Source organism: Pseudomonas sp. Irchel 3H7 (genome assembly GCF_900187605.1).
In the GTDB taxonomy this organism is placed as follows: Bacteria; Pseudomonadota; Gammaproteobacteria; order Pseudomonadales; family Pseudomonadaceae; genus Aquipseudomonas.
Map to the genome: position 1 here is coordinate 214,119 of NZ_FYEA01000009.1, position 13,648 is coordinate 227,766.

Consider the following 13,648-nt stretch of genomic DNA (forward strand, 5'->3'; position numbering starts at 1 on the left):
TTATCGGGCAGGCTCGACGCCGGTTGTAAGAGAAACCGACCATTGCCGTCGGAATTGGTTATTTTTTGTGCTATATTCCGCGCCCGCGAATTTTCACTTCAACACCGGTCGTCGACATGCAAGCAGCCAAGCCGTTATTTGACTATCCAAAATATTGGGCCGAATGTTTCGGGCCAGCGCCATTCCTGCCGATGAGCAGGGAGGAGATGGATCAGCTTGGCTGGGATTCGTGCGACATCATCATTGTTACCGGTGATGCCTACGTCGATCACCCGTCGTTCGGCATGGCGATCATTGGCCGGCTGCTGGAGTCTCAGGGCTTTCGCGTCGGGATCATTGCGCAGCCGAACTGGCAGTCCAAAGACGACTTCATGAAGCTCGGCGAGCCGAACCTGTTCTTCGGCGTTGCGGCGGGCAACATGGACTCGATGATCAACCGCTACACCGCGGACAAGAAAATCCGTTCCGACGACGCTTACACGCCTGGCGGCATGGCCGGCAAGCGTCCGGACCGCGCGAGCCTGGTTTATAGCCAGCGCTGCAAGGAAGCCTACAAGCATGTGCCGATCGTCCTCGGCGGCATCGAAGCCTCGCTGCGCCGCATCGCCCACTACGACTACTGGCAGGATCGTGTGCGTAACTCGATCCTGATCGACGCCAGCGCCGACATTCTGCTGTACGGCAACGCCGAACGCGCAATTGTCGAAGTCGCTCAGCGTCTGTCCTACGGGCACAAGATCGAAGACATCACCGACGTGCGCGGCACCGCGTTCATTCGTCGCGATACGCCGAAAGACTGGTATGAAGTCGACTCGACGCGTATCGACCGTCCGGGCAAGGTCGACAAGATCATCAACCCGTACGTGAATACCCAGGACACCCAGGCCTGCGCCATCGAGCAGGAAAAAGGTCCGGTTGAAGATCCGCAGGAAGCCAAGGTCGTACAGATTCTGGCCAGCCCGCGCATGACCCGTGACAAGACCGTGATTCGTCTGCCATCGGTTGAAAAGGTCCGTGGCGACGCCGTTCTGTATGCCCACGCCAACCGCGTGCTGCACCTCGAAACCAACCCGGGCAACGCCCGTGCGCTGGTGCAGAAGCATGGCGAAGTCGACGTCTGGTTCAACCCGCCGCCGATTCCGATGACCACTGAAGAAATGGACTACGTGTTCGGCATGCCCTACGCGCGCGTTCCGCACCCGGCGTATGGCAAGGAGAAGATCCCGGCCTACGACATGATCCGTTTCTCGGTGAATATCATGCGTGGCTGCTTCGGTGGCTGCACCTTCTGCTCGATCACCGAGCACGAAGGCCGGATCATCCAGAACCGTTCCGAAGAGTCGATCATTCGCGAAATCGAAGAGATCCGCGACAAGGTTCCAGGCTTCACCGGCGTCATTTCCGACCTCGGCGGCCCGACCGCGAACATGTACCGCATCGCCTGCAAAACGCCGGAAATCGAATCCGCGTGCCGCAAGCCGTCCTGCGTGTTCCCGGGCATTTGCCCGAACCTCAACACCGACCACTCTTCGCTGATTCAGCTGTACCGCAGCGCCCGTGCATTGCCGGGTGTGAAGAAGATTCTGATTGCTTCCGGCCTGCGCTACGACCTCGCGGTCGAGTCGCCGGAGTACGTCAAAGAGCTGGTGACCCACCACGTTGGTGGTTACCTGAAGATCGCCCCGGAACACACCGAGGAAGGTCCGCTCAACCAGATGATGAAACCGGGCATTGGCAGCTATGACAAGTTCAAGCGCATGTTCGAGAAGTACACCAAGGAAGCGGGCAAAGAGCAGTACCTGATTCCGTACTTCATCGCCGCCCACCCGGGCACCACCGACGAAGACATGATGAACCTGGCCCTGTGGCTCAAGGGCAATGGCTTCCGCGCTGACCAGGTGCAAGCGTTCTACCCGTCGCCGATGGCCACCGCCACCGCGATGTACCACTCGGGCAAGAACCCGCTGCGCAAGGTCACTTACAAGAGCGACGGCGTGACCATCGTCAAGAGCGAAGAGCAGCGTCGTCTGCACAAGGCGTTCTTGCGTTATCACGACCCGAAAGGCTGGCCGATGCTGCGTGAAGCGCTGATCCGCATGGGCCGTGGCGACTTGATCGGTTCGGGCAAGGATCAGTTGATCCCGACTCATCAGCCGGCGACTGACAGCTACCAGAGCGCCCGTCGCAAGAACTCGACGCCGGCCGGCAGCCATAAAGTGGCGAAGGAAGGCAAAGAGAAGACCACCAAGATCCTCACTCAGCACACCGGCCTGCCGCCGCGTGCCAGTGATGGCGGTAATCCTTGGGACAAGCGGGAACAGGCCAAGGCGGCGGCGTTTGCCCGCAACCAGCAGGCAGCCAAGGAACGTAAAGACGCTGCGAAAGGCAAAGGGCCGAAACCAACCCGCAAGCCGGTCGTACCGCGCTAAACATCGCTTAAGCTGAACAGAACGCCAACCTTCGGGTTGGCGTTGTGCATTTCTGGGGCTGGATATTGCGTTGTCCGGGAGATCCATCCCCCTCACCCCAGCCCTCTCCCCCATGGGGGGCGAGGGGGAAGGGAGCCGATCGCTGTGCTTTTCAAAATCGAAGTTCGGCTCAGGACTTGCAGGTCGGCGTATCTCCAACAGCCACCTCGGTCAGTCCCCTCTCCCTATGGGCGGTCCGACGTTTCGGGAGGGCCAGGGTGAGGGGCTCTTCGCAACATTTACGTGCAATCAGCCCAAACCATTTCCCCGCATCGCCCGATTTTGGTGCTGTACTGCCCTAAGCATTCCGGGAAAGCGCCCAAGCCTCTGCATGGCATAAGTCTTGCGCGCTTTCGAATACGCTTAGGCTCGCAGGAGGCACGCCGTGTCGATTCATGTCGCATTGCATCACGTCACGCATTACCGCTACGACCGCGCTGTCGAACTCGGCCCGCAGATCGTTCGCCTGCGCCCGGCCGCCCACAGCCGCACGCGGATTCTGTCGTATGCGCTGAAAGTTTCGCCCGAGCAGCATTTCATCAACTGGCAGCAGGATCCGCAGGGCAACTACCTCGCCCGATTGGTGTTCCCCGAGAAGACCAATGAGTTGCGTATTGAAGTCGATCTGCTCGCCGAAATGGCCGTGTTCAATCCGTTCGACTTCTTCCTCGAACCCTACGCCGAGAAAATCCCCTTCGCCTACGCCGCCGATGAGCGCAAGGAGCTGGCGCCGTACCTCGAAACCTTGCCGCTGACGCCGAAATTCAAGGCCTATCTGGACGGAATCGACCGCACGCCGTTGCCGGCGGTGGATTTTCTGGTGGCGCTCAACCAGCGCCTGAGCGAAGACATCGGCTATCTGATTCGCATGGAGCCGGGCGTGCAAACCCCGGAACACACTCTCGAGCACGCCTCTGGTTCCTGCCGGGATTCGGCGTGGTTGCTGGTGCAGTTGTTGCGCAACCTCGGGTTGGCGGCACGTTTTGTCTCCGGCTACCTGATTCAACTGACCGCCGATGTGAAGAGCCTCGACGGCCCGTCCGGTACGGACGTCGACTTCACCGATTTGCACGCCTGGTGCGAGGTGTATTTGCCGGGTGCCGGCTGGATCGGCCTGGATGCCACGTCCGGGCTGTTTGCTGGTGAAGGGCATATCCCGTTGGCCTGCAGTCCCGATCCGTCCTCGGCGGCACCGATCAGTGGCTTGGTCGAGCCGTGCGAATGTGTGTTCAGCCATGAAATGTCGGTGGAACGGATCTGGGAGGCGCCGCGCGTCACCAAGCCCTACACCGATGAGCAGTGGCTGGCAATTCAGGCGCTGGGCCGGCAGATCGATGCCGACCTGCTGGCGGATGACGTGCGCCTGACCATGGGCGGCGAACCGACCTTCGTTTCCATCGATGACCCGGATGGCGCCGAGTGGAACACCGCTGCGCTGGGGCCGGCCAAGCGTCAGCTCTCCGCCGAACTGTTCCAGCGCATGCGCAAACACTACGCGCCGAATGGTCTGGTGCATTTCGGTCAGGGCAAGTGGTACCCGGGCGAGCAACTGCCGCGCTGGTCGCTCAATTGCTATTGGCGCCGCGACGGCGTGCCGATCTGGCGCAACGGCGCGCTGATCGCCGACGAACAGCAGGATTACGGCGCCAATGGCGAATTGGCTGGGCGCTTTCTCGCCAGCGTTGCCGAACGCCTGAAATTGCCTACACGCTTTGTCTTCCCGGCCTACGAGGACAATTTCTATTACCTCTGGCGCGAGGGCACGTTGCCGAGCAATGTCAGCGCCGAAGATTCACGTCTTGAGGAACCGCTGGAGCGCGCGCGACTGCGCAAGGTCTTCAGTCAGGGCCTGAACAAGGTGATCGGCCAGGTGTTGCCGCTGGCGCGTACAGCCAAGGGCGATCAATGGCAGAGCGGGCGCTGGTATCTGCGCGACGAACATTGCCGTTTGGTGCCGGGCGATTCGCCGCTGGGTTATCGCTTGCCGCTGGGTTCGCAGCCGTGGGTGAAGGCGGCCGAGTATCCGTTTATTCATCCACAGGATCCGAATCAGGACTTCGCCGCGTTGCCAGACACCGCGCAGCTCAACAGTCCGGGAGAAGCGGCGGCGCCTGACGAACGCGCGCCGAAAATCGACGAGTCCGCCGACTGGCTGACCCGCACCGCGTTCTGCGCCGAAGCGCGCGAGGGACGTTTGTACCTGTTCATGCCGCCGCTGGAACGGGTCGAGGATTACCTGGAACTGGTGGCCGCCATCGAAGCGACGGCTGAAGAACTGCATTGCCCGGTGTTGCTGGAAGGCTACGAGCCGCCAAGCGATCCGCGCCTGAGCAACTTCCGCATCACCCCGGATCCCGGTGTGATCGAGGTCAATGTGCAGCCGTCAGCGACCTGGGACGAATTGGTCGAACGCACTGAGTTTCTCTATGAAGAGGCACGGCAAACCCGACTGACCACCGAGAAATTCATGATCGATGGTCGCCACACTGGCACCGGCGGCGGTAACCATTTTGTGCTCGGTGGTGCGACGCCGGCGGACTCACCGTTTCTGCGTCGCCCGGATCTGCTGCGCAGCCTGATCAGCTACTGGCAAAACCATCCGTCGCTGTCGTATCTGTTTTCCGGATTGTTCATCGGCCCGACGTCGCAGGCGCCGCGTGTCGACGAGGCGCGCAATGATGCACTGTACGAACTGGAAATCGCTTTCGCGCAGATGCCCGAGCCGGGTGAGGAGTGCGCGCCGTGGCTGGTGGATCGTCTGCTGCGCAACCTGCTGATCGACGTCACCGGCAACACGCACCGTGCCGAGTTCTGTATCGACAAACTGTATTCGCCGGATGGCGCCACCGGACGTCTTGGCTTGTTGGAACTGCGCGCCTTTGAAATGCCGCCCCATGCGCGCATGAGCCTGGCCCAGCAGCTGTTGCTGCGGGCGCTGGTCGCACGTTTCTGGCGCGAGCCTTATGCGCCGCCGAAACTGGCGCGTTGGGGCACCGAGCTGCACGACCGTTTCTTGCTGCCGCACTTTATCGAGCAGGACTTCGCCGACGTCATCGTGGAGCTGAACAACGCCGGTTATCCGCTGCGCGCGGAATGGTTTGCCGCGCATCTGGAGTTTCGTTTTCCCAAGGTCGGCGATTACGCCGTCAACGGCATCGAACTGGAGCTGCGTCAGGCGCTGGAGCCTTGGCATGTGCTGGGCGAGGAGGGCGCGGCAGGCGGTACGGTGCGCTACGTCGACTCATCTCTGGAGCGTCTGCAGGTCAAGCTCAAAGGGCTGCCGCCGCAGCGTTATTTGCTGACCTGTAATGGCATCGCGGTGCCGTTGCACCCGACCGGGCGCGTGGGCGAGTTCGTCGCGGGTGTGCGTTACCGTGCGTGGCAACCGGCCAACTGTCTGCAACCGACGATTCCCGTGCACGCACCGCTGGTGTTCGATTTGCTCGACACCTGGATGGGCCGTTCGCTGGGCGGTTGCCAGTACCACGTTGCCCATCCGGGCGGGCGTAATTACGAGACGTTGCCGGTCAATGCCAACGAAGCGGAGAGCCGGCGCATGGCGCGATTCTTCCGCGTCGGACACACGCCGGGGAAACTTCCTATACCCAACGTGGAAATCAGTGACGAGCTACCGATGACAATCGATTTGCGACGTTTCTAGATCGCACGCGACATGCGGATTTTTCGTATATCCGCATGTCATGTGCCTGCGTTAGTCTGACCGTTCTTTGCTGTCTGCCGAGCTTTCCATGCCTGACCTGCTAGACCGCTACCCGCTGACGGCGGGCACTTATCACGAACTGCTCGACGGCAGTGGCGCGGTGCGCCCGCACTGGCGGCGGCTGTTCGATCAGTTGCAGCGCAGCACCCCGGCGCAACTGATGCAGCGACAGTCTTTGCTGGCGCGGCAGATTCAGGAAAACGGTGTCACCTATAACGTCTATGCCGATCCCAAAGGCGCGGATCGGCCGTGGGAGCTGGATCTGTTGCCCCACGTGATTGCCGCAGATGAATGGCAGCATTTGTCGGCGGGCATCGCTCAACGTGCACGCCTGCTCAATGCGGTGTTGGCTGATTTGTACGGGCCGCAACGATTGATCAGCGAAGGCCTGTTGCCGGCTGAACTGGTGTTTGGACACAACAATTTCCTATGGCCTTGTCAGGGCATTGCACCGCCGGAAGACGCGTACCTGCATCTGTATGCCGTGGATCTGGCGCGCACGCCGGATGGGCGCTGGTGGGTCACGGCGGATCGCACACAAGCACCGTCGGGCGCCGGTTATGCTTTGGAAAACCGCACCATCGTGTCCCGTGCCTTTCCTGAGTTGTACCGGGATCTGAAGGTGCAGCATCTGGCCGGGTTCTTCCGCACATTGCAGGAAACCCTTGCGCGGCAGGCACCGAGTGACGATGAGGCGCCGCTGGTGGTGCTGCTCACTCCGGGGCGTTTCAACGAAAGTTATTTTGAACATTTGTATCTGGCTCGCCAGCTCGGTTACCCGCTGGTCGAGGGTGGTGACCTGACGGTGCGCGATGCCACGGTCTACCTCAAAACCCTCAGCGGACTGCGTCGGGTGCACGCCATAATGCGCCGGCTCGATGATGATTTCTGCGATCCGCTGGAGCTGCGCACGGACTCCGCGCTGGGTGTTCCCGGCCTGCTCGAAGCGGTGCGTCAGGGCCGCGTGTTGGTGGCCAACGCGTTGGGCAGCGGCGTTCTGGAATCGCCGGGTTTGCTGGGTTTTCTGCCGAAGATCAACCAATACCTGTTCGGCGAAGAGCTGATCTTGCCGTCAATCGCGACGTGGTGGTGCGGCGAGCCACCGGTACTGGCGCAGGCCTTGGAAAAACTACCTGAGCTGTTGATCAAACCGGCGTTTCCCTCGCAAAGCTTCACGCCTGTATTTGGCCGTGATCTGAGTGAAAAACAGCGTCACACGCTTGCCGAGCGCATGCAGGCGCGCCCTTATGCTTATGTGGCGCAAGAATTGGCTCAACTGTCCCAGGCGCCGATCTGGCAGGCCGAAAACGGTCAACTGCAACCGCGGGCGATCGGCATGCGCATGTACGCCGTGGCGGGTGGTGATGGTTATCGTGTGCTCCCCGGTGGTCTGACCCGGGTGGCCGCCGAGGCTGATGCCGAAGTGGTATCGATGCAGCGCGGCGGGGCGAGCAAGGACACTTGGGTAATTGGCGATCGTCCACCCAGCGGCGAGCAATGGAAGAGCCAGCGTAATGTCGGCGTGCACGATCTGGTGCGGCGCGATCCGTATCTACCCTCGCGAGTGGTGGAGAACCTGTTCTGGTTCGGCCGTTACTGCGAGCGCTGCGACGACAGTGCGCGGCTGCTGCGCATCATGCTTGCGCGTTATGTCGATGGTGATGACCCGCAAGCGTTGCAGGCGGCGGTCGATCTCGGTGAGCGGTTGACATTGTTGCCGGATGAAGGAGAGCTGCCCGAGCGCTTGCTCGCTGCATTGCTCGGTGAAGACTGGTCGTTCAGCCTGCGTTCCAACCTGCAACGCTTGCAGTGGGCGGCGTCACAGGTGCGCGGCAAGCTTTCGCGGGAGAACTGGCAGGCGCTGGTGGAGTTGCAGCGCGAAGCGATGGAACTGGACACCGACGAGCCTGACTTCGGCGAACTGCTGGATTTCCTCAACCGGCTGGTGATGTCGCTGGCGGCGTTGTCCGGGTTTGCCCTCGACGACATGACCCGCGACGAAGGCTGGCGCTTTCTGATGATTGGCCGGCGTATCGAGCGACTGCAGTTTCTCAGCAGTAGCCTCGCGGCGTTTCTGCGTGGCGCCGGTGCTTTCGATCAGGCGGGCCTGGAGTGGTTGCTGGAGTTGGGCAACAGCAGCATCACCTATCGCTCACGTTATCTGGCCGTGGCGCAATTGATTCCGGTGCTCGACCTGTTGCTGCTGGACGAGCAGAACCCGCACGCGGTGTTGTTCCAGTTGAAACTGGTCACGCGCACGTTGAAACGTTTGAACGATGATTTTGGCGCGCCACGGGAAGCGGGATTGCCGCGACTGGTCGAGCGGCTGGCACGGTTCGATCTGGGGTGTCTGGAGAATCCATTGTTCGGTGAGTCCAGCGTACGAGCGGCTTTGAGCGGTCTGGCGGATCTGCTGCAAGAGATTGCCGAGGCCAGTGGGCAGGTCTCGGATCGCTTGGCTCTGCGTCATTTCGCTCATGTCGATGACGTTAGCCAACGCACGGTGTCCGTCTGATGAATGCTCGATACCAGATTTTCCACGACACCTGTTATCACTACGACAGCCCGGTTTCCCTGGCGCAGCAACTGGCGCACTTGTGGCCGCGGAAATGCGATTGGCAGCGTTGTACCGATCAGCAATTGCTGATCAGCCCGGATCCGACAGCGCGGCGCGATGAGCTGGATGTGTTTGGCAATCCGTTGACCCGACTGGCCTTCGAACGCCCGCACGACGAATTGCAGGTCAATGCACAACTCACGGTGGAAGTGCTGGCGCGGCCTGTGCTGGATTTCAATCAGTCGCCCGCCTGGGAGCTGACCCGCGATGCGCTGACCTACAGCAGCCAGCCGTTGTCCGCTGAGTTGCTCGAAGCCTGTCGCTACCGCTTCCAGTCACCGTACGTGCATTTGAAGCGCAGCTTCGTCGAGTTCTCTCAGAGTTGTTTCCCGCCGGGCCGACCGTTGCTGTTGGGCGTGCAGGACTTGATGCAGAAGATCTTCAGCGAGTTCACCTTCGATGCCGAAGCAACCCAAGTGGCGACCCCGCTGGTGGAAGTGCTGGAGCGGCGACGCGGGGTGTGTCAGGACTTCGCGCACTTGATGCTGGCGTGCGTGCGCTCGCGAGGGCTGGCGGCGCGCTACATCAGTGGTTATTTGCTGACGCAGCCGCCACCGGGGCAGCCACGTTTGATCGGCGCCGATGCATCGCATGCCTGGGTTTCAGTGTTTTGTCCGGTGCTGGGCTGGGTGGACTTTGATCCGACCAACAATGTGCAGCCGGCGCTGGAACACATCACATTGGCGTGGGGGCGGGATTTCTCTGATGTGTCGCCGTTGCGTGGGGTGATCCTCGGTGGCGGCAATCACGACCCGGAAGTGCGCGTCACCGTAATGCCTCTGGATTAACGCCGATCAAACTGTAGGAGTGAGCCTGCTCGCTCCCACATGGGAATTTGGGTGTGCTTGGGAAGGGGGAGGGCTGTGAGGGCCAGCAGTGAAACTGCCAGCCCCGTCACAAATCCGCAGGGCCTGATTCGATCATCAAACCCGGTGGGGTTCAGGCGTCGGGCGCCTGATCTTTCGGTGTTTCAGTCGCATCGGTTGCATCAACATCATCTTGCGTCGCCACTTCACCGTCAGGGTTCAGTGCTGCTTCTTCAGCGGTTTGTTTCTTGCGCTGAAGCTTTTCCTCTTTCTTCTGTTCCTTTGCCAGGTCTCGTTGACGTTTGGCGAAGGAGTAATTGGGTTTGGCCATGGGCGATCCTCTTGGGTCGAAGGTGAGGTTGAGCGGCGCATATTCTGCCCTGTATCGGTGCCTCGTGGTTAGCCGGGTTTTTGGTCGACCCACTTGGGCGTGATGGTCGGCTTCCAGTTATCCAGGGCATCGAGCAGTGTTTGCGGCGATTCGCTCACTTGCAGCATGTCACGGTGTGGCGCGCGAACGAAGCCTTCGCCGACGATATGGTCAAGAAAAGCGGTGAGTTTGCTGTAAAAGCCGTTCACTTCCAGCAGGCCCAGCGGCTTGCCGTGGTAGCCGAGCTGACCCCAGGTCCAGACTTCGAACAGCTCTTCCAGCGTGCCGAGACCGCCGGGCAGGGCGATAAACGCATCGCTGAGTTCAGCCATGCGCGCCTTGCGCGCATGCATGCCGTTGACCACTTCCAGGCGTGTCAGGCTTTTGTGGCCGATTTCCTTGTCCATCAGGCTCTGCGGGATGATGCCGATCACTTCGCCGCCAGCGGCCAGCGCCGCATCGGCAACAATGCCCATCAGACCCACAGCACCACCGCCGTAGACCAGGGTCAACTTGCGTTCAGCCAAGGCCCGGCCAAGGGCGATGGCGGCTTCGGTGTAAGCCGGATCAGTGCCCGCATTGGCACCGCAAAATACACAAACGGATTTCAGAGACATGCCTTCCTCCTGGGTCAATCCGTCACAGGGTAATGGCTGGCACGCCTCGATCCAAGGGCTAAACTTCGCGTTCCGGTGATTCAAAGGTACCGCTGGCGCCACAGGCGTATGCGGCCAGCAAACTGCACAACAGACCGTTAAAGAACATGACAGGCACTCCGTCTCAGTAGATGCGCCGATCATAGGCCGGGCCCGGAATTCTGGCCGTTAGATTGTCTCGATGAGTGTCATAGCCTGAAAGTTGTATACAATTTTTGACTCAAGTCATAGGAACTTGCGAAGATTTCAGGCAGTCTTTCCACCATTCGTGTTTTTGTTAACCCTGCCTTGGAGATTCACCATGTTTTCCAAAGTTGTTGCGGTATCCCTGCTGGCGCTGGCCAGCAGCCAATTGATGGCTGCCGAGTGCAAAACCACCGTTGACTCCACCGATCAGATGTCCTTCAACACCAAGGAAATCGTGATCGACAAGAGCTGCAAGACTTTCACCGTTGAACTGACTCACTCCGGCAGCCTGCCGAAGAACGTCATGGGCCATAACCTGGTAATCAGCAAAGAAGCGGACATGCAGCCAATCGCCACTGATGGCCTGGCTGCTGGCATCGACAAAAACTACCTGAAAGATGGCGATGCTCGCGTGATCGCGCACACCAAAATCATCGGTGCCAAGGAAACTGACTCGGTAACCTTCGACGTGTCGAAGCTGGCCGGCACTGATAAATACGGCTTCTTCTGCTCGTTCCCAGGCCACATCTCGATGATGAAAGGCACCATTACTGTCAAGTAAGCCGGTCAACCGCGTCATCGTTCTTCGCGAGCAGGCTCGCTCCCACAGGTTTGCGCCATCAATGTGGGAGCGAGCCTGCTCGCGAAGGGGCCATTCGCATCAATGAAAGCAATGGCCAAAGAAAAGCCCGCTGAGGATCACTCCTCAGCGGGCTTTTTCATTCCGTCAGCGCTTAAGGCGCAAACGGCATCATGCGTTTGTGATGAGTCTTGTTGTAGGTCGCGACGATGATGTCGAACGCTTCTTGACGCACCGGCTCACCGTGCAGGAACGCATCGATCTCGGCATAGGTCACGCCGTGCGATGCTTCATCCGGTTTGCCTGGCGACAGATCTTCCAGATCCGCCGTTGGCACTTTCTCGACCAGCGACTCCGGCGCGCCAAAGCTGCGGGCAATCGCGCGAACCTGATTCTTCACCAGACCGCTGAGCGGTGCCAGATCGCAGGCGCCGTCACCAAACTTGGTGAAGAAACCCATCACCGCTTCCGCCGCGTGATCGGTGCCGATTACCAACCCGTGCGCCGCGCCGGCGATGGTGTACTGCGCGACCATGCGCATGCGCGCCTTGGTGTTGCCCAATACGAAGTCCACCGACACCGCGTGCTTGCCTTCAAACGCCGCCACTTCACTGGCCAGCGATTTCACCGCTGGGCCGATGTTGACCGTGTGACGTTCGTCCGGGGCGATGAAATCCACCGAGGCTTGGGCGTCGTGCTCGTCGAACTGGGTTTCGTACGGCAGGCGCACGGCGATGAATTTGTAGCTGTTGTCGCCGGTCTGGTCGCGCAGCTCACGCATCGCCCGCTGGGCCAACAGGCCGGCGGTCAGCGAGTCGACGCCGCCGCTGATGCCCAGCACCAGTGTCTTGAGCCCGGAATTGACCAGACAATCCTGAATAAAGGTAATGCGCCGGGCGACTTCGGCCTGCAGGGCCTGGTAGTCGGCGAACGGCGGTTGCACCTTGAGCTGTTCAGCAATCTCACGCTGTACGGCTTGCATGAATTCACTCCTTGCTAGATAGACTGGAATCGGCAGGAACCTGGAAAACGTGTCGCAAATAAGCGACGAAATTCGGGTCTTTGCAGTGGGACTTGCCTGGCTCGTCGGAGATCTTCGCCACCGGTTGGCCGTTGCAGGCGGTCATTTTAAGCACGATGCTCATCGGTTCGACACCCGGAATGTCACAGGTGAGGTTGGTGCCGATGCCGAAGCTGACATTGATCCGGCCGTGCAGGGCGCGGAAGATCTCCAGCGACTTGGGCAGGGTCAGGCTGTCGGAGAACACCAGGGTCTTGCTCATCGGGTCGATGCCGAGCTTGTGATAGTGCGCAATGCATTTTTCGCCCCACACCACAGGATCGCCGGAGTCATGGCGCAGGCCGTCAAACAGCTTGGCGAAGAACAGGTCGAAGTCGCCGAGAAATGCATCGGTGGTGATGCAATCGGTGAGCGCGATCCCCAGCAGGCCACGGTATTCGCGGACCCAGCAATCGAGCGCGGCGATCTGGCTGTCGATCAGCCGTGGGCCGAGTTGCTGGTGCGCCATGATCCATTCGTGGGCCATGGTGCCCAGCGGTTTCATGTCCAGTTCTCGCGACAGATGCACGTTACTGGTGCCGACAAAACGGCCGGGGAAGTCGTGCTTGAGCACGTTCACCACTTCTGCCTGCACGCCGAACGAAAAGCGCCGGCGGGTGCCGAAGTCGGCGACCTGCAGCTGCGATAACTCGTCGGCCGAGGCGTTGGCGGTCAGCCAGTCGAACTTGCGATAGAGCTGTTCGCGCGCTTGTTCAAGCACGGTTTCGCGGTAGCGATAGCGATTGCGCACTTCGCTGACGATCGCCAGCAACGGCACTTCGTAGAGAATCACATGCAGCCACGGCCCGCGCAGACGGATGAACAGTTCGCCGTTCTCGATACCGGTGTGCAGATAGCGCAGGTTGAAGCGGAACAATCCGAGAAAACGCAGGAAATCCGGTTTGAGGAAGCTGATCCGCTCAAGGAAACTCAGTTGATCGGCGCTCAGGCTCAGTTCGGCCAGACGCTCGATCTGAAAACGGATCTCGGCCAGATACGGGCGCAGATCTTCGCTATTACGGCAACGAAACTCCCATTCGACTTCGACGTTGGGGTAGTTGTGCAGCACCGCCTGCATCATCGTCAGTTTGTAGAAGTCGGTGTCGAGCAGGTTCTGCACGATGCGATCGGCAAACACGCTCTCGCTCATAACGGGGTCTCCAGGTGCGCCGCGCCTGTGCGCG

General features: G+C 60.3%; 9 protein-coding genes. 5 read left to right on the plus strand and 4 right to left on the minus strand.

Translation table 11 applies throughout. The features are described from left to right. Nucleotides 1–116 precede the first annotated feature (116 nt). The 4 genes from CKW38_RS18585 to CKW38_RS18600 all read left to right on the plus strand — a co-directional run bounded on the left by CKW38_RS18585 (nucleotide 117) and on the right by CKW38_RS18600 (nucleotide 9,594). Nucleotides 117–2,429, plus strand: a complete 2,313-nt coding sequence (locus tag CKW38_RS18585; protein ID WP_007915855.1) for a YgiQ family radical SAM protein — start codon at nucleotides 117–119, stop codon at nucleotides 2,427–2,429. Between the two features lie 424 nt (nucleotides 2,430–2,853). Then, nucleotides 2,854–6,129 (plus strand): DUF2126 domain-containing protein, encoded by a 3,276-nt coding sequence (locus tag CKW38_RS18590; RefSeq protein WP_095113506.1) that lies wholly within the window; start codon nucleotides 2,854–2,856, stop codon nucleotides 6,127–6,129. Nucleotides 6,130–6,217: 88 nt separating this feature from the next. Continuing rightward, nucleotides 6,218–8,704: a circularly permuted type 2 ATP-grasp protein gene (locus CKW38_RS18595; RefSeq protein ID WP_095113507.1), complete on the plus strand. Its 2,487-nt coding sequence runs from the start codon at nucleotides 6,218–6,220 to the stop codon at nucleotides 8,702–8,704. After that, the gene (locus tag CKW38_RS18600) at nucleotides 8,704–9,594 is read left to right on the plus strand and encodes a transglutaminase family protein (RefSeq protein WP_095113508.1); all 891 of its coding nucleotides are present in this window, start codon (nucleotides 8,704–8,706) and stop codon (nucleotides 9,592–9,594) included. Before CKW38_RS18595 ends, CKW38_RS18600 begins: the two co-directional genes overlap by 1 nt. A gap of 151 nt (nucleotides 9,595–9,745) precedes the next feature. On the opposite strand, the gene CKW38_RS18605 is transcribed toward CKW38_RS18600, so the two are convergent. Continuing rightward, nucleotides 9,746–9,943, minus strand: coding sequence for a hypothetical protein (locus tag CKW38_RS18605; protein WP_095113509.1), 198 nt, complete (start codon nucleotides 9,941–9,943; stop codon nucleotides 9,746–9,748). 68 nt (nucleotides 9,944–10,011) lie between these two features. Further along, the gene (locus tag CKW38_RS18610; RefSeq protein ID WP_095113510.1) at nucleotides 10,012–10,599 is read right to left on the minus strand and encodes a TIGR00730 family Rossman fold protein; all 588 of its coding nucleotides are present in this window, start codon (nucleotides 10,597–10,599) and stop codon (nucleotides 10,012–10,014) included. 340 nt (nucleotides 10,600–10,939) lie between these two features. Between CKW38_RS18610 and azu the strand changes: the two genes are divergently transcribed. Then, complete coding sequence (gene azu / locus CKW38_RS18615) at nucleotides 10,940–11,386, plus strand: azurin (protein WP_007915878.1); 447 nt, start codon at nucleotides 10,940–10,942, stop codon at nucleotides 11,384–11,386. A 172-nt stretch (nucleotides 11,387–11,558) separates the two neighbouring features. Here azu and nadE read toward each other — a convergent pair whose 3' ends face one another. Together nadE and pncB are read right to left on the minus strand one after the other, a co-directional pair. Further along, entirely contained in the window at nucleotides 11,559–12,386 is an 828-nt protein-coding gene (gene nadE, locus CKW38_RS18620) for an ammonia-dependent NAD(+) synthetase (protein WP_095113511.1), read from the minus strand. Nucleotides 12,387–12,390: 4 nt separating this feature from the next. Beyond that, a complete protein-coding gene (gene pncB / locus CKW38_RS18625) occupies nucleotides 12,391–13,614 on the minus strand; it encodes a nicotinate phosphoribosyltransferase (protein ID WP_095113512.1) in 1,224 nt (407 codons plus the stop codon). Between the last annotated feature and the right edge of the window lie 34 nt (nucleotides 13,615–13,648).

Bases quoted from the DNA above. Each gene is read 5' to 3' on its own strand.
- CKW38_RS18585 (WP_007915855.1), top strand. From the start codon at position 117: ATGCAAGCAGCCAAGCCGTTATTTGACTATCCAAAATATTGGGCCGAA.
- azu (WP_007915878.1), top strand. From the start codon at position 10,940: ATGTTTTCCAAAGTTGTTGCGGTATCCCTGCTGGCGCTGGCCAGCAGC.
- CKW38_RS18605 (WP_095113509.1), bottom strand. From the start codon at position 9,943: ATGGCCAAACCCAATTACTCCTTCGCCAAACGTCAACGAGACCTGGCA.
- CKW38_RS18600 (WP_095113508.1), top strand. From the start codon at position 8,704: ATGAATGCTCGATACCAGATTTTCCACGACACCTGTTATCACTACGAC.
- CKW38_RS18595 (WP_095113507.1), top strand. From the start codon at position 6,218: ATGCCTGACCTGCTAGACCGCTACCCGCTGACGGCGGGCACTTATCAC.
- nadE (WP_095113511.1), bottom strand. From the start codon at position 12,386: ATGCAAGCCGTACAGCGTGAGATTGCTGAACAGCTCAAGGTGCAACCG.
- CKW38_RS18610 (WP_095113510.1), bottom strand. From the start codon at position 10,599: ATGTCTCTGAAATCCGTTTGTGTATTTTGCGGTGCCAATGCGGGCACT.
- pncB (WP_095113512.1), bottom strand. From the start codon at position 13,614: ATGAGCGAGAGCGTGTTTGCCGATCGCATCGTGCAGAACCTGCTCGAC.